16 protein-coding genes and 2 tRNA genes are annotated in these 16,838 nt (G+C 38.9%); 2 read left to right on the top strand and 16 right to left on the bottom strand.

Annotation, left to right across the window (positions count from 1 at the left end):
• Positions 1–421: 421 nt before the first annotated feature.
• Positions 422–495, bottom strand: a tRNA-Arg gene (locus ACFFIP_RS16790).
• Between the two features lie 175 nt (positions 496–670).
• Between ACFFIP_RS16790 and ACFFIP_RS16785 the strand changes: the two genes are divergently transcribed.
• Entirely contained in the window at positions 671–1,408 is a 738-nt protein-coding gene (locus ACFFIP_RS16785; RefSeq protein ID WP_382388885.1) for a porin family protein, read from the top strand.
• Positions 1,409–1,450: 42 nt separating this feature from the next.
• Here the strand turns inward: ACFFIP_RS16785 and ACFFIP_RS16780 are convergent, their stop codons facing one another.
• Both ACFFIP_RS16780 and rpoN read right to left on the bottom strand, forming a co-directional pair.
• A complete protein-coding gene (locus ACFFIP_RS16780) occupies positions 1,451–2,017 on the bottom strand; it encodes a phosphatase PAP2 family protein (protein WP_382388884.1) in 567 nt (188 codons plus the stop codon).
• A 51-nt stretch (positions 2,018–2,068) separates the two neighbouring features.
• Entirely contained in the window at positions 2,069–3,523 is a 1,455-nt protein-coding gene (gene rpoN, locus ACFFIP_RS16775; protein ID WP_382388883.1) for an RNA polymerase factor sigma-54, read from the bottom strand.
• A gap of 181 nt (positions 3,524–3,704) precedes the next feature.
• Between rpoN and asnS the strand changes: the two genes are divergently transcribed.
• Positions 3,705–5,156, top strand: a complete 1,452-nt coding sequence (asnS, locus tag ACFFIP_RS16770) for an asparagine--tRNA ligase (protein ID WP_382388882.1) — start codon at positions 3,705–3,707, stop codon at positions 5,154–5,156.
• A gap of 39 nt (positions 5,157–5,195) precedes the next feature.
• Here the strand turns inward: asnS and ACFFIP_RS16765 are convergent, their stop codons facing one another.
• The 13 genes from ACFFIP_RS16765 to ACFFIP_RS16705 all read right to left on the bottom strand — a co-directional run bounded on the left by ACFFIP_RS16765 (position 5,196) and on the right by ACFFIP_RS16705 (position 16,838).
• A complete protein-coding gene (locus ACFFIP_RS16765) occupies positions 5,196–6,449 on the bottom strand; it encodes an MFS transporter (protein WP_382388881.1) in 1,254 nt (417 codons plus the stop codon).
• Positions 6,450–6,514: 65 nt separating this feature from the next.
• Entirely contained in the window at positions 6,515–7,990 is a 1,476-nt protein-coding gene (locus ACFFIP_RS16760; RefSeq protein ID WP_382388880.1) for an NAD(P)H-hydrate dehydratase, read from the bottom strand.
• A complete protein-coding gene (locus ACFFIP_RS16755) occupies positions 7,983–9,308 on the bottom strand; it encodes an MFS transporter (RefSeq protein ID WP_382388879.1) in 1,326 nt (441 codons plus the stop codon). Before ACFFIP_RS16755 ends, ACFFIP_RS16760 begins: the two co-directional genes overlap by 8 nt.
• 65 nt (positions 9,309–9,373) lie before the next feature.
• Entirely contained in the window at positions 9,374–9,835 is a 462-nt protein-coding gene (locus ACFFIP_RS16750; protein ID WP_382388878.1) for an ExbD/TolR family protein, read from the bottom strand.
• Between the two features lies 1 nt (position 9,836).
• On the bottom strand, positions 9,837–10,478 hold the full coding sequence (locus ACFFIP_RS16745; RefSeq protein ID WP_382388877.1) for an ExbD/TolR family protein: 642 nt from the start codon (positions 10,476–10,478) through the stop codon (positions 9,837–9,839).
• A complete protein-coding gene (locus tag ACFFIP_RS16740) occupies positions 10,478–10,807 on the bottom strand; it encodes a hypothetical protein (protein ID WP_382388875.1) in 330 nt (109 codons plus the stop codon). Before ACFFIP_RS16740 ends, ACFFIP_RS16745 begins: the two co-directional genes overlap by 1 nt.
• Before the next feature lie 55 nt (positions 10,808–10,862).
• A complete protein-coding gene (locus tag ACFFIP_RS16735; RefSeq protein WP_382388873.1) occupies positions 10,863–11,669 on the bottom strand; it encodes a MotA/TolQ/ExbB proton channel family protein in 807 nt (268 codons plus the stop codon).
• A 541-nt stretch (positions 11,670–12,210) separates the two neighbouring features.
• A complete protein-coding gene (locus tag ACFFIP_RS16730; protein ID WP_382388872.1) occupies positions 12,211–12,588 on the bottom strand; it encodes a GreA/GreB family elongation factor in 378 nt (125 codons plus the stop codon).
• Between the two features lie 438 nt (positions 12,589–13,026).
• Positions 13,027–13,117, bottom strand: a tRNA-Ser gene (locus ACFFIP_RS16725).
• Positions 13,118–13,190: 73 nt separating this feature from the next.
• Positions 13,191–14,270: an asparaginase gene (locus ACFFIP_RS16720; RefSeq protein WP_382388871.1), complete on the bottom strand. Its 1,080-nt coding sequence runs from the start codon at positions 14,268–14,270 to the stop codon at positions 13,191–13,193.
• On the bottom strand, positions 14,267–15,043 hold the full coding sequence (locus ACFFIP_RS16715) for a TatD family hydrolase (protein WP_382388870.1): 777 nt from the start codon (positions 15,041–15,043) through the stop codon (positions 14,267–14,269). The genes ACFFIP_RS16720 and ACFFIP_RS16715 overlap by 4 nt, the downstream gene beginning before the upstream one ends.
• A 65-nt stretch (positions 15,044–15,108) precedes the next feature.
• Positions 15,109–16,212 carry a glycosyltransferase gene (locus ACFFIP_RS16710; protein ID WP_382388869.1) on the bottom strand — a complete coding sequence of 368 codons (1,104 nt, stop codon included), beginning with the start codon at positions 16,210–16,212 and terminating at the stop codon, positions 15,109–15,111.
• Complete coding sequence (locus ACFFIP_RS16705) at positions 16,209–16,838, bottom strand: polysaccharide deacetylase family protein (protein WP_382388868.1); 630 nt, start codon at positions 16,836–16,838, stop codon at positions 16,209–16,211. The genes ACFFIP_RS16710 and ACFFIP_RS16705 overlap by 4 nt, the downstream gene beginning before the upstream one ends.

Here is a 16,838-nt window from a genome sequence, read left to right as displayed (position 1 = left end):
CAATGGTTTCTTGTCGTTTCGTATCCATCACTTCAAAGAACTTTTACCATCTCTCCAGACAGTATCGCTGACCATAAGGCCATCATCTTTTTTTCCCGTTCCTTCCGAACAGGAGTGCAAAGGTAATAAGCTTTTTGCTTTTCGCAAGACTTAATTATCAGGAAAATTTGATTTATTTCTTTTTTGTAGCTAACAGACTGAAAACCTGTTGTTTTATTTTTTGTGCTACAATCTTTCTCTATTTTAAACGTTAAATTAGGGAGAAAAGATTAAGAATTTCAAATAAACTTATCATCTCTTCAGGTGATAAGTTGTGATAGCGCCAAGCTTCAAATACCTCAAATAGACACAATCTCTGCGACTATCTTGTACGTAATCAAAACCTGGTATTGGAAATCTTACCGATGCAAGATTAAGTAAGTGACCTCGTCAGGATTCAAACCTGAAACCTCCTGAGCCGTAATCAGGTGCTCTATTCAGTTGAGCTACGAGGCCAATTGGGTTTGCAAAAGTAGTGAGCTTTTTGAAATAAACAAAAATCAATTCCGGAGTTTTTGTCAATTTAATTGATGTATCTGAATTTCAATTAAGAATAATTAAGAGAAAAAGAACAGCAAATCACATTGGATTTTATAATTTAGCCGAAATTTTAAAATCAATATACTCTTTCATGAAAAGAATAACACTTGTCTTCTTCATTAACTTTATCGCCACCGCTTTACTATTTGCTCAAGAAAAGGAAAGAACTCCAATCGGAGGAAGACCCGATATCAAAGGCGATCTATTTATAGATTTTGGGTTCAACACACTCAATAATAGACCCAATGAGTTGAATACCCAATTTTTCTCTTCCAGAACTTTCAACATCTATTACCAGACTGAAATAAAAATCGGAGAAGCTTCTGGGCTAACCTTTAATCCTGGTATTGGGGTAGGTACTGACAAATATGCATTCACTGATGACAGAACCTTATTCAACAACCCAAATAGGGGAACTGAGTCAAGCGAATTACTTGAAATCAAAGATGTTTACGGTAACAATATCAGCATAGATAAAAACAATGTCTCCACAAACTACCTTGAGATACCTTTGGAATTCAGGTACCATTTCAACAGAAGAAATTACAGTAAAAGTATGAGGATTGCATTTGGTGGTAAAATCGGATACCTCATGAGCGCACATACCAAAATCCAATATACAGACGACAGCGGCCTTACTAGGAGGATAAAAGACAGACAATCTTACGGATTCAGTCCTCTTAGATATGGGGTATACACCAGAATGGGGTTCCCTGGATTCAATATTTGGGGCTACTATAGCTTAAACCAAGCTTTCCAAAAGGATATGGGTCCCTTTGCAACTGAAGCAAATCAGGTAAATTTTGGTGTATCTTTTGCCTTGTTTTAATTCACAAAACACCCCTCTTAAAGCCGGTTCATCCGGCTTTTTTTATGTCCAAAAATAAAATGCACCAAAACAAACACCGAAACCTAAAAAGAATCCCAGATAAACTTCAAGGGGATTATGTGAATTTAAATACAGTCTTGAAGAAGCTACCCCTCCTGCTACCAAGATGCTTAAAAGCAAGAATTCAATATATTCATTGGATGGGTTTTTGATCAATACAGCTGCAATGATTGCCAACAAGCCTGCAATTCCTGTCATATGCGCACTGATTTTCAGAAAAAAGGTAATGCTGGTCAGAAGAATCACACTTATCGTAATCACTGCCAAAGCCAGGACCAGAATCGGGTCAATTTTGAACTTGAGATAAAACAAATAGGTGGTCAACATATAGAACAGGCTAATCATAGAAAATGGAAAAACCCTTTCTTCCTTATCCGTCATATGAAACGAGGAGATGTTCTTGGTCAATCGCATCATGACCATACTCAAAACCGGAATGATAAAGGTGGTCAAAAAGACCATTAATAAAATAAAACCCTTATTATAAAGATTCATCGTCACTAACTCCGGAGTGCCGTAAATTAAAAAAGCAAATACCAGTGTAGGCATTAGCAAAGGTTGAAAAAAGTAAGAGACGAATAATGCTAATTTTCTGGTCACTTAAAGTTCCTTTCTTAATCTTGCTACTGGTATCTGCAATTGCTCACGGTATTTTGCCACAGTTCTTCTTGCGATATTATAGCCTTTATCGTTGAGCATCTTCACCAGTTTATCATCAGATAAGGGCTTGCGCTTATTTTCCCCATCTACTAAAGTCTGTAACACACTTTTCACCTCTTTGTTACTGACATCTTCACCTGAATCTGTAGCAATCCCTTCTGAGAAAAAGTATTTTAATGGGAAAATCCCAAACTCTGTCTGAATAGATTTACTATTTGCAACCCTGGAAACAGTTGAAATATCCATTTCTATTTTTTCAGCAATATCTTTAAGGATCATCGGCTTCAATTTGGTCTCATCACCTTCGATAAAAAATTCATCCTGATACTCCAATATCGCCTGCATGGTTTTCAGGAGTGTTTGCTGTCTTTGCTTGATGGCGTCAATGAACCACTTTGCAGCATCCAACTTTTGCTTGACAAAAGTGACGGTATCCTTAAGTTTCTTATCCTTTTTATCACTTTTTTCATAAGCGTCAAACATCTCAGAATATGACTTACTGACCCGCAATTCCGGTGCATTTTTGGAATTAAGCGAAATCTCAAGTTTCCCCTCAGTGTTGGTCAGAATAAAATCCGGAATTATGTATTGAGTCTTCACCAGACCATCTGAAATACCTCCCGGCTTAGGGTTAAGACGAGTAATCATATTGACTGCTTCTTTTAGGTCTTCATCTCCCATATCCAATTTTTTCTGAATTTTTGGATAATGCTTTTTTGTGAATTCATCAAAGCAATCATTGATTATTCGGATAGCATTCTGAACAGTAGGATCATCGTGATGCTCTTTCCTTTCCAATTGGATCAAAAGGCACTCCTGAAGGTTCCTGGCTGCTATACCCGCTGGATCAAAGCCTTGTATTTTTCTAAGTATTTCCTCCAACTCATCAATATCAGTCTCAATATTCTGACTAAATGCAAGGTCATTGATGATAGCTTCCAAATCTCTTCTGATATAGCCATCGCTCTCAATACTGCCAATTAGCTGTTTCCCTATTGTTCTTTGCCTTTCATCAAGTTTTAAAAATCCCAATTGGCTGATAAGCTGCTCATGTAGAGAAATACCGCTTGAAATAGGGATTTCTCTCTCTTCTTCATCAGGAGAGTAATTGCCATCACCCTGCATTTTATACCCCCCATAATCATCATTGAGATAGTCTTCAAGATTTACATCTTTATCATCATACCCCAAATCCTCTTCATAGTTATCCTCAAAATCATCTTCGGACTCCTTCTTTTCTTCCTCTTTACCTTCTTCCAATGCAGGATTAATTTCCAGCTCCTCTTCAACACGGGCTTCCAGCTCAGCTGTAGGGACCTGGAGCAGTTTGATAAACTGGATCTGCTGAGGAGAAAGCTTCTGAGATAAAACCTGACTTAAATGTAATTTTTGCATAGAGTTATGAAATTCGAATAAAGATACAGATTGGACAGTCCACTTACATCTTTCCTCGTGCCCAAATTTAGGAAATTAGAACAATTTTTTGATAAAAAGCTTATTATATCGTTTTTTTGCATTCCCTTTAAGAAGCCAATTAAGAAGAGGCTCTTTAACTTTCATCTATTCAACAAATCATATGGCTTTTAACAAACGTGTAAAAATAAAGGAACTTCTTGAAAAAGATTATATCGGTCAAGAAGTCACCTTGATGGGCTGGGTAAGGACAAAAAGGAGCAATAAAAATGTTTCTTTTATCGCTTTGAACGATGGCTCTTCAATCACCAATTTTCAGATAGTGGCCGATCCGAATATTATTAATGAAGAATTATTAAAGAGAGCAACGACTGGCGCTTGTTTGAAAATTAAGGGGAAAATTGTAGCCTCTCAGGGCGCTGGTCAGCAGGCAGAACTGAATGCTGAAACCATCGAAGTTCTTGGAGACGCAGACCCAGAGAAATATCCATTGCAGCCCAAAAAACATTCTTTAGAATTCTTAAGGGAGATAGCCCACCTCAGAATGAGAACAAACACCTTCGGTGCTGTTTTCAGGGTTAGGCATGCATTGGCCTTTGCCGTACACAAATACTTTAACGACAAAGGTTTCTTTTATATCCATACGCCGATCATTACCGCTTCTGATGCGGAGGGAGCAGGCGAAACATTTAAGGTCACAACGCTTGATTTGAAAAAGCCACCTTTGAATGAAGATGGAAGCATCAACTTCAAAGAAGATTTCTTCGAAAGAGAAACCAATTTAACTGTTTCCGGACAGCTTGAAGGTGAGTTGGCAGCTATGGGATTAGCTGACATCTATACTTTCGGGCCAACATTCAGGGCAGAAAACTCCAATACTGCCCGCCATTTGGCGGAATTTTGGATGATAGAACCTGAAATGGCTTTCTATGATGCTGAGGACAACCAAAACTTGGCAGAAGATTTCCTGAAGTATGTCATCAACTATGCTTTGGAAAACTGCAAAGATGATCTGGAGTTTTTGGATAAGAGAGCAGCAGAAGAAGAAAATGCGAAAAAAGCAGATCAAAGAAGCGAGCTAGGTCTTTTGGAAAGATTGCGTTTTGTGGTTGAAAATGAATTCCAGAGATTGACCTATACTGAAGCCATTGACATTCTTAAAAACTCCAACCATAACAAGAAGAAAAAATTCCAGTATTTGGTGGAAAACTGGGGGGTTGATCTTCAGTCAGAACACGAACGTTACCTAGTGGAAAAGCATTTTAAAAAGCCGGTCATCCTTACCGATTATCCTAAAGAGATCAAAGCTTTCTACATGCGTCAAAATGATGATGGCAAAACTGTAGCGGCTATGGACATCCTTTTCCCTGGCATTGGGGAAATCGTAGGTGGTTCCCAAAGAGAAGAGAGATTGGAAAAATTGACCCAAAGAATGGAAGAAATGCATATCCCTACAGAAGAAATGTGGTGGTATTTAGACACCAGGAGATTCGGAAGTACCCCGCATGCCGGTTTTGGATTGGGCTTTGAGAGATTGGTCCTTTTTGTAACAGGCATGGGCAATATCAGGGATGTGATTGCTTTCCCTAGAACGCCCGGTCATGCGGAATTTTAAAAAATAATTTTAATGTTTTGAAAGCCTGAGGCCTTAACTTCAGGCTTTTATTTTTTCTTCTAAACGCACATTTTCTGACACTACTTCCATTGAAGCTGTCCCTTCAATATCCACTACTTTGATCCTCCTGATCAGGGGAATACAAAGCAAACTAAACACAATGGCTATATAGCCCACTACATTGTAGTTAACCAATTCACCATTGAGGTTTTCTGCCAAAATCAAGCCCGCTACAAAGGATGCAAATCCGGCAGCCAACTGTTGAACAGCTGAGTTGAAACTCAAAAAGCTTCCTCTGTTTTCAGGCTTGGCAGTACCGGTAATCAAAGCGGAGGCTGGCACCATTCTACCATTAGAAGTAACAAAAAACATGGTTGAAATCAACAGCACATAGGGAATTGGGGTTACACCCAAGTGGGTGATCACTCCAATAGGAATAACATTCAAAGCCATGAAAATGGTGAAAATTTTTACTTTCCCATATTGGTCAGTCAGGCGGCCAACCCAAGGAGAAGTGAATATAGTGAAAGCACCACCCGCTATATAGATATAGGTCAGCTGCATTTCACTGAATCCAACATTAGCTACCATAAAGGGACTCAAAAATGGGATAATCATAAATTGCCCAAGCATCATCATGATTGTCAGGGTAATTGCCCTCATTTGGTTATTGTTACCAGTTACCCTTTTAACTACTTGAATCGGAGTAGGCTTGTGCTGCTTTGACACAATATGTCCGGTAATAGATGGCACAAATCTATAGATCATCCAAAAGATAAGCCCTGACATACCTGCCAAAAACAAAAAAGGCGCATGCCAATTGGATAAACTGGCGATAAACAGACCAAAAGGCACTCCAAATACAGATGCTACCGAAAATGCTGCCATCACCAAGCCCATGGCCCTTCCCCTTCTATTATCCGGAATTACATCGCCTATCACTGCTAAAATCAAAGCTGAGGTCAATCCTCCAAACAGTCCGGATACGATCCTGGCCACTAACAGTACAAAATAATTAGGAGAAAAAGCACAGGCCAATGTACCTAAGAAAAAACCGAAAAACACCCATAACATTATGGTGCGACGATCATACTTATCCAGGACAAAAGCCCCCATAAAACTACTAAAACCCGCTGCAAAGGTGTAAGATGAAACCAGAAGTCCAAATTCCCTTGGACTGATCTCAAAAATCCTCATCAATTGAGGTCCAAGCGGCATCAAAATCATAAAATCCACAATATGTGTGAAATTGATCGCCGCCAGAGTCCAAAGTAATATCTTTTCTTTATTCATCGATTAAATCCAATGTTGGTTAAACCGAGATGGGTTAGTTTAAGTTCTGAAATAGCTTGATAATTTCAGGCAATTCCCAATTTTAAAAAACTTGCAGGAATACTTTCAATAATATCACCGGCTATGGTTCCCCGTAACCTTGTTTCAGATGCTAATTCACCCGCCAAACCGTGATGATAAACAGCACATAGAGCAGCATTCAACGGCGGATAACCCTGTCCCAGAAAAGAAGTGACCATGCCAGTCAAAACATCGCCTGAGCCAGCGGTGGCCATATATTGGTTGCCCGAAGAATTGAAGAATTGTCTGCCATCCGGACAGGTAATGGAAGTAAACTGCCCTTTCAGGACAAGATAGACGTTGTGTTTTTCTGAAAAATCTCTTGCCTTCTGTAGCCTATCCAGGTGATGATCAACCTTCCCTGTCATCCTTTCAAATTCTTTTATATGCGGAGTCAAAATACTTCCATTTGGCACAAGCTCTATTAATCTCGGATGCGCAGACAAAAGATTAAGTCCATCAGCATCAATCACTAAGGGTTTGTGATAACGCTTCAATAAACTTTCATAAAAGGAAATATCGATTTCCTGCCCCCAACCTGGACCTACTCCAAGTGCATCAAAAATCTGTAAGCCTTTAATCTCATCCTGATTTGCCAATATCACTTCTGGTGCACCAATCTGCAAAATGAGTCTTTCATCTTCTGGAACTAATGCGAAAACAAGTCCACTTCCTGTTCTTAATGCTGCTTTAGAAGCAAGCAAAACAGCACCGACTTTCCCCTTACTCCCCCCTATCAATAAAACCTTACCGTAATCTCCTTTGTGACTGAACCTATTAAAGGTTAAATGTAGACTTTTCAAATCATCCCCTGTTAGGAAATATCGATTTTCACCAAACTGTTCTAGAAAATGATCTGGTATTCCTATGTCTGCCACCTCAATCACACCACTATATTCAGCATGTTCAGGAAATAATAGTGCCAATTTTGGAAACTGGAAAGTGAAAGTATAATCAGCCTTAAATGCAATACCTATAAGGAGGCTATCTGAAGGTATTCCTGAAGGAATATCAATTGCGATTTTAATCCCCTTAGCCTCATTCAGTTTCTCTATTACTTCCCTATATTTACCCTCAACAGGCCTATTGATCCCCACTCCGAATATCCCATCAATGATCAAGTCATGATCATTGAAAGCGAAACCGAATTCGTCCCATCTAAAAACCTGTACCTGAGAAGGCAATTTTTCAAAGTTAATCTGATAATCCTTACTACAGTTTTGATTCTGTTCAAAAACGATTAACGAAACCTTCTTTCCTCTTAAACTCAGCAACCTCGCAATGGCTAATCCATCTCCCCCGTTATTTCCGGGCCCAGAAAAAATAAAGACATCATCAGGAACCATTAACAATTTCTCAAAAAGCAAATTACAGAAAGCCGAAGCAGCCCTCTCCATCAAATCCCATGAGCTTATTCCTTCCTCTTTTATATAAGTAGAGTCAAGACTGGAAATTTTATTACCTGGAATAATGCTAAGCATGTTTGGTTTCTATTATTTGAATACTTTGCTTCGGTATTCTAACTAACAAAAGAAAAATCAAACCTACAAGAAAGAAAGACCCCAAAGCGAGAGAACTGTTTCGCATACTTCCGGAAATCTGTTCGATAAAACCATACGAAAACGTTCCAAAAACAATCGCCATTTTTTCCGTCACATCATAAAAACTGAAAAAGGAAGCATGGTCCTGCGTATTGACTGGAATAAGCTTTGAATATGTTGACCTAGATAAAGACTGAATGCCACCCATTACCATACCAACCACAAAAGCCAAAGAATAAAATTGGTATTCATTTTCCACATAATAGGCAGCCCCACAGATCAGAATCCAAACAAAAACCATGATTACCAGTGAGCTTTTATTCCCAAATAATTTTGAAAGGTAAGCGAATAGATAACTTCCTCCGATTGCAACCAACTGAATTATCAAAATTGTTATGATCAATTTATCACCAGGTAAACCCAACTCTTTATCACCAAAGGAAGCCGCAAGATACAGAACTGTCTGTACACCCATACTGTAAAATAAAAAGGCCAACAAAAACTTTGTCAAAATTTTGTCACTTTTGACATACTTAAAAATCTTAATGACTTCATTATACCCTCTTTTCAACAAATCTTTTTTAACTTTTTTGTTGTAAGGATTTTTTGGCAGAAACTTAAAGGGGATTTGAGCAAATCCAGCCCACCACAACCCAGTGATTAAAAAAGACCAACGTGCCGCCTGTCCACCGTCTGATATTCCGAAAAAACCCGGCATTTCTATCATGATTAAATTTAGTACCAACAAAATAACACTTCCTATATATCCCAAAGAAAATCCCCTTGCACTCAAAAAATCAAATTCCTCTTCTGTGGCTATTTCTGGAAGAAAAGCGTTATAGAAAACTATGCTACCCGCAAATCCAATACTTGCCAAAACAGCACAAATAATTCCATATTCAAGATTATCGCCATTAAAAAAAAACAATCCAATACAGGCGGCCGAACCCAAATAAGCAAAGATTTTCATAAACGTAAGTTTCTTTCCACTGTAATCAGCAATACCGGAAAGTAAAGGGGATAAAAAGACAATAATCAAAAAAGAAAAAGAAATAGAATAGGAATACAGAACAGTATTCACAACATCAATCCCAAAAAAAGACACTACATCACCCTTATTCTCAGAGGAAGTAACACTGTTAAAATATATGGGGAAAATCGTGGATGTAATCACCAAGCTATAAACAGAATTAGCCCAATCATACATTGCCCAAGCATTTTGGACCTTTTTCTTATTTTCAAGTTTCTTCAGGATCATATTTCTTCGAAACAAAAAAAGCTATTCCTTACGGAATAGCTTTAATACATGTATTAATTTAAAGATTAATTTTGAACCTTTCCAACAGCAGAATAAAGTAGTTTTCTGGCGTCTGCCTCCCTCAATTCAAACTGAATATCAGAGATTGGACCCATTTTAACATCTCTATCACCCTTCATGGAAATAGTAATCTGATCTCTTTCCGCTTCAGACAACTTATCTTTCTCTTGGTTAACCCACAAAATGATGTCTTTCGTGTTGATCAAAACATCATTGGCCTGTACTCTTGGTTCTGTACCATACAAACTTGTGTTTTTTGGTTTACCTACATAGAGATAAGAAATCAAAGTTTTCTTTTCCAATTTCTGCAATTGCGTTGCTTGAGGGATTTTTTGTTCAACTAAGATGTCACTTTCTCTTAACACAGTCGTAACCATGAAGAAGAAAAGGAGCATGAAGATAATATCCGGCAATGCAGAAGTAGGGATATTTTCTGAGGTTTTGGTTTTTTTCTTAAACTTACCCATATCAATTTCCTCCTATTTTATCTGGTTCCGCAATTGAGATCGCCATTGGAATTCCTTCCTTACCTCTATCAAGTAGCTCTTTTTCAGCCGGTGTTTTACCGGTAAGTTGTCTATACTGATCGGAAGTTAATCCTACCCTTTCAGCATAAATTTCAAAATAAGCTCTTTTTACTTGGTCAAGAACCTCCAAATATCGCTCATAACTAGTTCCTCTGTTTGTCTTAATAGACACTACAGCACCACCAGTCATTGGATGATCAGAAGATCCAGGATCTCTCTTGGCTCTTGCTCTTAGAGAAGCTGGCAAACTATTGAATAGTGCGATTGATTCTTCATCAGGTGACCCAAAGTTCAAAATGAAATCTTTAATATCCTCAGATAATCGATCGGTGTTATCCAAATATTCACCCTCTACAAGAAGTTGATCATTGGCATTTACCAGAATATTGAAAATATTCCTTTCATTCAATTTGATTTCTGGCGGTGGCTGATTTGGATCTTGCTTCGGAGGCAATACGTTAAGTATACCTTTGTCTGAAGCAATCGTCGTGGTCACCAGGAAGAAAATAAGCAACAGGAAAGCGATATCCGCCATGGAACCTGCGTTTACCTCCTGACTGACTCTGCCTTTTTTCCTTGCCATTATTTTATTGCTTTATTAAGTTCTGTAACAACAATTCCTACTATAGCAATGATGAACAATGCGTATGTAGTAAGAAGTGAACCTCCCACGAACTTAGAAAGTCCTGGAGTCAAATTAAACGGCTCAGCAGCATATTTAGGCAATACTTCACTATCTGAAATAGAATAGGCAATGAAGAATACTACTGCAAGTGCTAAGACCGAAAGTCCTGTTTTGACCAAACTGGAAGGATCTCCAAGCGATTTGATTAATGGCATCACAACCGCAAGAACTGAACCACCAATGATCAATCCATATGACAAGAACATGAAGATATCTATAGTATCCATTTCTGTTTATTTTCGATTAAAAGATAATTTGAGCTGAGCAATACTCAACCAAGAATTACTTGGTCAATTTATGCTTCACTAGGATATCCACCAAAGTAATGGAAGCATCCTCCATGTCGTTAACCAAAGAATCGATTTTGGCTACGCAATAGTTGTAGAACAACTGAAGAATAATCGCAACGATCAAACCTGCAACAGTTGTCAAAAGGGCGATTTTAATACCACCTGCTACCAGAGAAGGAGAGATATCACCAGCTGCTTCGATTGCATCGAATGCACCGATCATACCGATTACCGTACCCATGAAACCCAACATCGGAGCTAGGGAGATGAATAGGGAAATCCAAACCAATCCTTTTTCCAAACGGCCCATTTCAACAGAACCATAAGCGATGATCGATTTTTCCACCATTTCGATACCTTCAGAGTATCTCATCAACCCTTGTGTAAAGATGGAAGCAACTGGACCTTTAGTGTTTTTGGTCACATCTTTTGCTGCTTCGATACCACCTTGTTCAAGTGCTTCTTCAACTTTAGCTAAAAGTTTTTTGGTGTTTGTAGTAGAAAGGTTCAAAGTGATGATTCTTTCCAAAGCTACAGCAAGACCTAAGATCAAACAGATCAATACTGGAGACATGAAAGTTGGATCACCTTCGATAAACTTTTCTTTGATGACTTGATGGAAGCCTTTTTCCTCTTCGATGATTTCATCATCTACGACTGTAGGAGTTGCTTGCACAACTTCTTCAACGACTTCTGTAGTTTCTTCTGCAGCAACTTGTTCTTCTGCATCCTGAGCTTTCGTAATTACCGGGAACATCAAGATTCCGGAAAGCATGAACAAAGCGATTAACTTTTTCATAATGTAGATTTTAAATAGACTTTAAATAAAGGTTAAACGGTTTCTAACGTAATTAATGAGATTTTAAAGTTATCATTTTTTCGCTTCAAATTGCAAAGGAAATAATCATAATTTTTTTATAAAGTTTATTTCTCACCTATTAAATTGAATTTTCTGCAAGCTAAAAGAAGGAATATGAAGCCATTAGGTAATTTATACGAAAGGGAAAACAAACAACTTAAGTGGAATGATTTTGGGTTTAAAAAGTAGTCTGCCAACAAATCGGCAACAAACTAATCTGTTTAAATTAAAATCAATGTCCAAAAATCCATTATTATAATTCACGTTAATATTTTCAAAACCACATGACAATATAGAATACAGCATGTCCTATATCCTATTTATTTTTATCAGAAGCCAATAGCAACGTTTTTGATGGAGGCGGATATGAAAAAAAATACAGTGTATATAAGTGCAATTTTAACTGATTCTGCTATTAGTATGTACATTTTTAATAAAAAATTCCCCAAGGCAGAACCTCGGGGAATTGAGCAATTTTTCGTTATTTGACAATCTCCACATTCACGATCTCTATTTTCATAGGACCATTTTCAAACGGCCAGTCCAATACATCTCCTACCCTTCTTCCCATTAATGCCAATGCAATATCGGACAATATGGAATACCTTCCTTTACTTACCTTTCTATGGTCATCAGCAACGAAGTGATAGTTTTTCTGGCTGCCATCTTCATTATTCTTTACGGTAACAATCCTATCGACTGTAACTACATCCACAGGCAATTCGCGTCTTAAGACTTGCTTTGCATTTTTCAACTCTTCCAAAAGCAGCGATTCTTGTTCCTTGGAAACCCGTTTTCTATGAATTTGATTTTTGATCAGGTCATACATACCTGTTGTTACTATAATTGGTTCAGACATGATAATAATTTTTCGGATCACTTTAACTGATACCATTAACCCACACAGGAACACAGGCATCACCCTGAATTCACTGCATGGAATCAGTTAATACTAACCTTGTTGGATTTGAGTAAGAATAAACCGGAAACTTCCCCTGCCCTGGGTCTGGACAGGGATTACTTAATAAATTCCTTGGAGGATTTTAAAAATATATCATCAAGCAGATAGCGCAAAGGCACCATATCGAATGCCGAAAGTGGATTTATATGTAAATAGAAAAACACCATTTTGCTTGATTTTCAATCACAAATTTACCCCTTATTCCACTCATCTCCAAAATACTGAAAGGAATAAACTTGATTAGCAAACAAATTGCTCTGTGGGCATACAATGTAAGGTGTCATGATTGATATAAATGAAAAATAAAAAAGCCAACTCTACTCCTAAAGTTGGCTTTGGCAGAGAGGAAGGGATTCGAACCCTCGATACCCTTTAGGGGTATACACGCTTTCCAGGCGTGCTCCTTCAACCACTCGGACACCTCTCTGTATGGCTGATTTCTCAATCGGAGTGCAAAGAAATGAATTATTCAATGCGTATCCAACATCTTTTAGAAAAAATTACGCAATTCCAGTCAAGGACATTTCTCCCGACATTGGCGTCACCAGTTTTCTCCTGATCTCTGCATCTGAAGTCTCATTGCCCAACAGAAACATCATCTTGGTGATTGCTGCTTCTGTGGTAATATCTCCTCCACTCAATACCCCTATTCTCAGCAAATCCTTGCTCGTCTGATACCTGCCCTGTATCACCCTGCCTCCATTACATTGTGATACATTCAAAACGATAATACCCTTTTTCACAGCCCTCTCAAGGGAATCCAAAAACCAAGATTCACTTGGACTGTTACCGGAGCCATAGGTCTCCAGCACCACTCCCCTCAACCCTTTGATATTGAAACAGGAATCCAAAACTTTGGCAGTAATCCCAGGAAAAAGTTTGAGGACCATCACATTGTTGTCCAAACGATTGAAATATTTCAACCGGCTTCCTTCCTCATACGGTTTGATGGCAGCATAATTGTAATCTATGATAATGCCCGACTCTGCCAAAGCGGGGTAATTCTCGGATTCGAAGGCGTCAAAATGAACACTCTGCACCTTTTTGGAACGGTTCCCCCTCAACAGCATATGGTTGAAAAATATACACACTTCCGGCACTATGGGCTTACCATTTGCTTTAGCCGCTGCTATCTCCAACGATGTCATGAGGTTTTCCCTGGCATCCGAACGCATGGCAGAAATGGGCAATTGAGCTCCTGTAAAGATCACCGGTTTACTCAACCCCTGAAGCATATAACTCAGCATGGAAGCAGAATAGGCCATGGTGTCAGTACCATGCAATACCACAAAGCCATCATAGCTATCGTAATTTTCATAGATGATGTAAGCCATATCCACCCAATGATGCATATTCACATTAGAAGAATCTATCGGCTCTGGAAATGAAATCACGGTGATGGCCACATTCATATTGGTCAGATTGGGGATTTTCTCCAAAATCTGACCAAAATTAAAAGGAACCAGAGCCCCGGATTCATCATAGGCCATACCAAGTGTACCTCCGGTATATATGATCAGGACAGAAGAGGTAATTTCGCTCTTTGCCGCCGTATTGAGTCTTACAATCTTATAGTTCATGACTGAAAATGATGAAAAACTTGATTTGAATTTTCCGTGGTCACCTTTGACACCTGATCCACTGTAGAGGCTGTCAAATCTCCTACCCGCTCCGCAATAATCGGAATATACTCCGGAGAATTCCTCTTGCCCCTGTGGGGTACTGGAGCCAAATAGGGCCCATCCGTCTCCAAAACCAGGTGATCAAGACCTATTTCAGGAAGTACCTTATCCAGCCCCCCGTTTTTGTAGGTGGATACACCCCCTATCCCTAAAAGAAATCCCAATTCTATAATTTCTTTTGCCTGATCAAGACTTCCGGAAAAACAATGGAAAATCCCTTTCAAATCTTCTGTTTTTTCTTCCTTGATGATGGCAATGGTCTCATCCATAGATTCCCTGCAATGCAGAATAATCGGCCATTTTTTCTCCTTGGCCCATCGGATCTGAATCCTTAGCGCTTCCTTTTGCTGTTCAAAAAAAGTTTTATCCCAATAAAGATCCAGGCCTGTTTCCCCAATCCCCGCAAACTCTCTTTTACCAATCCAGTCCTCCATCACATAAAGTTCCTTTTCAAAATCCTTTTTAACGTCACAGGGATGTAGTCCCATCATGGGTATACAAACCCCTGGATATCTCAGCTCGGCTTCCAACATAGCGTCGATTGACGCTACATCAATATTGGGCATATATAACTTATTCACCCCGTTTTCCAAGGTCCTTCTGATCACCTCATCCCTGTCTTCGTTATATTTTGGGGAATAAATATGAACATGTGTATCTATGTAATTCACCGATCTAATAGATTTGATTAAAATATTATTCTTCTTTTCCGCAATCTGACTTCAACCTTTCGATATCAATACTTCCTTCCTTTCCAGTCTGTTTTGGACGGCCAAAAATAATAAACTATTGTAGACCAACTGGTAATCAAATAATATATTTCGTAGAGAATCAAATCCCAACTTTTCAATCTTTCTCCTGATTTTAACGCAAAACTGTAAATAAAAACACTTTGTGTTACCACTTTAAACAGCCAAATCAACAATCCTTCAAAAGGATATAAAAAACAGAAATATAGCATGGCAGGAAAAAACACAACCTGAAGTCCAAGTACAATCCTCCAAATACCCGGCAATGCCATGGCTCCGGCCATCCAACGCTTCCTTTGCATCAATAAATCCGAAAAATTCTTCTGCCCTTTTGTCTCGATCAAATTTTCGGAACTTACTACATGTACCCCTTTGAATCCTTTTTTCTGAATTTGCCTACCTATCTCAAAATCCTCGGTCAGAGAAAATGGAATCCCCTCATATCCCCCCACTGCATGATATGCCTCTTTTGAGATCAACATATTATTGCCCATTGAAGTCAGTGAAATATCCAAGTCATCCATCACTTTGACCATTCCCAAGGTCAGCCACCAGTCAATCGACTGCATTTTTTCAAAAAAAGTCAATCCTTTGACATTGGTGATTCCGGTAACTATTCCAGCTTCAGAGCGCTTCCATACCGCAACCATTTTTTTCACCCAAGTAGCAGGCACCATACAGTCAGCATCTGTAAACAACAAAGCTTCTCCATTGGCTTTTTGAGCCATCTGACTTAAGGCATTTGCTTTTCCGTTCATGGAATGCAATTTGTCAGCTGAAATATTCACGATAAATACCCAAGGTTTGCCCTTTGCCCAATGCTCAAGAATACTTGCTGTCTGATCAGTGCTTTGATCATTTCCCAAGATCACCTGTATCTTCTCCTTCGGATAATCCAACGATTCAAGGGCCCTCAAGCATGCCGGCAAATTTGCCTCTTCATTTCTGGATGGAATCAAAATGCTGATATTCGGCCATTCTTCTTCCATTTTGCCCTTATAGGCCCTGAAATTACTCCTCAGCAGGATCCATAAAAAAAAATCCTGGAGAATTAAAAAGCCGATCAGATATAGTGCCAGTGCTGGAATCATAATAGAGCAGTTTCAAACCCCTTCACTGTCAAATAATCCAAATATGACGGTAAGACCGCTTGGACTATTTGTGAGGTTTTTTGCTGGTCATGAAACACAATAATCGAACCGCTTTGGGTATGCTTTTTGGTTTTTTCCAAACAGACCTCAGCAGATTGCTTTTTATCAAAATCCCCTGAAAGCACATCCCACATCACCACCTGAAATTCGGGCAGTATAGATTTCAGCTGCTTATTGGTCAATTGTCCATAAGGAGGCCGAAACAAACGGGGTTTTATCCCTAAAGTCATGTCAAACTGAGATTGGCACAAACTGACTTCCTTTAGATATTCCTCACAGGAAAGACCAAAGCCTTTCACATGATGCTGTGTATGGTTACCTAAGCCATTTCCTGATTCCAAAACTCTTTGGGCAAGTTCAGGATGCTTCCGGATGTTGTCCCCTACCATAAAAAAAGTAGCCCTCATCCCCCTTTTCCCCAGTTCCTCCACTACAAAGTCTGTAATACCGGGCACTGGACCATCATCAAAGGTTAGGTAAACTTTGGGTGAGTCACGCTCTTTGTGCCAAAGCATATTTGGGAAAATCTTGGGGATAATGGCCGGTATATGATGAAGCCACACCAT

Source organism: Fontibacter flavus (genome assembly GCF_042432905.1).
GTDB classification, from domain to species: domain Bacteria; phylum Bacteroidota; class Bacteroidia; order Cytophagales; family Cyclobacteriaceae; genus Fontibacter; species Fontibacter flavus.
Note: the sequence above shows the minus strand (reverse complement) of the source record. Positions and strands in the feature narration are given on the sequence as shown.

Excerpts from the sequence above, each read along its gene's own strand:
- ACFFIP_RS16785 (WP_382388885.1), top strand. The coding sequence starts at position 671 with ATGAAAAGAATAACACTTGTCTTCTTCATTAACTTTATCGCCACCGCT.
- ACFFIP_RS16780 (WP_382388884.1), bottom strand. The coding sequence starts at position 2,017 with ATGCCTACACTGGTATTTGCTTTTTTAATTTACGGCACTCCGGAGTTA.
- rpoN (WP_382388883.1), bottom strand. The coding sequence starts at position 3,523 with ATGCAAAAATTACATTTAAGTCAGGTTTTATCTCAGAAGCTTTCTCCT.
- asnS (WP_382388882.1), top strand. The coding sequence starts at position 3,705 with ATGGCTTTTAACAAACGTGTAAAAATAAAGGAACTTCTTGAAAAAGAT.
- ACFFIP_RS16765 (WP_382388881.1), bottom strand. The coding sequence starts at position 6,449 with ATGAATAAAGAAAAGATATTACTTTGGACTCTGGCGGCGATCAATTTC.
- ACFFIP_RS16760 (WP_382388880.1), bottom strand. The coding sequence starts at position 7,990 with ATGCTTAGCATTATTCCAGGTAATAAAATTTCCAGTCTTGACTCTACT.
- ACFFIP_RS16755 (WP_382388879.1), bottom strand. The coding sequence starts at position 9,308 with ATGATCCTGAAGAAACTTGAAAATAAGAAAAAGGTCCAAAATGCTTGG.
- ACFFIP_RS16750 (WP_382388878.1), bottom strand. The coding sequence starts at position 9,835 with ATGGGTAAGTTTAAGAAAAAAACCAAAACCTCAGAAAATATCCCTACT.
- ACFFIP_RS16745 (WP_382388877.1), bottom strand. The coding sequence starts at position 10,478 with ATGGCAAGGAAAAAAGGCAGAGTCAGTCAGGAGGTAAACGCAGGTTCC.
- ACFFIP_RS16740 (WP_382388875.1), bottom strand. The coding sequence starts at position 10,807 with ATGGATACTATAGATATCTTCATGTTCTTGTCATATGGATTGATCATT.
- ACFFIP_RS16735 (WP_382388873.1), bottom strand. The coding sequence starts at position 11,669 with ATGAAAAAGTTAATCGCTTTGTTCATGCTTTCCGGAATCTTGATGTTC.
- ACFFIP_RS16730 (WP_382388872.1), bottom strand. The coding sequence starts at position 12,588 with ATGTCTGAACCAATTATAGTAACAACAGGTATGTATGACCTGATCAAA.
- ACFFIP_RS16720 (WP_382388871.1), bottom strand. The coding sequence starts at position 14,270 with ATGAACTATAAGATTGTAAGACTCAATACGGCGGCAAAGAGCGAAATT.
- ACFFIP_RS16710 (WP_382388869.1), bottom strand. The coding sequence starts at position 16,212 with ATGATTCCAGCACTGGCACTATATCTGATCGGCTTTTTAATTCTCCAG.
- ACFFIP_RS16705 (WP_382388868.1), bottom strand. The coding sequence starts at position 16,838 with ATGGTGTGGCTTCATCATATACCGGCCATTATCCCCAAGATTTTCCCA.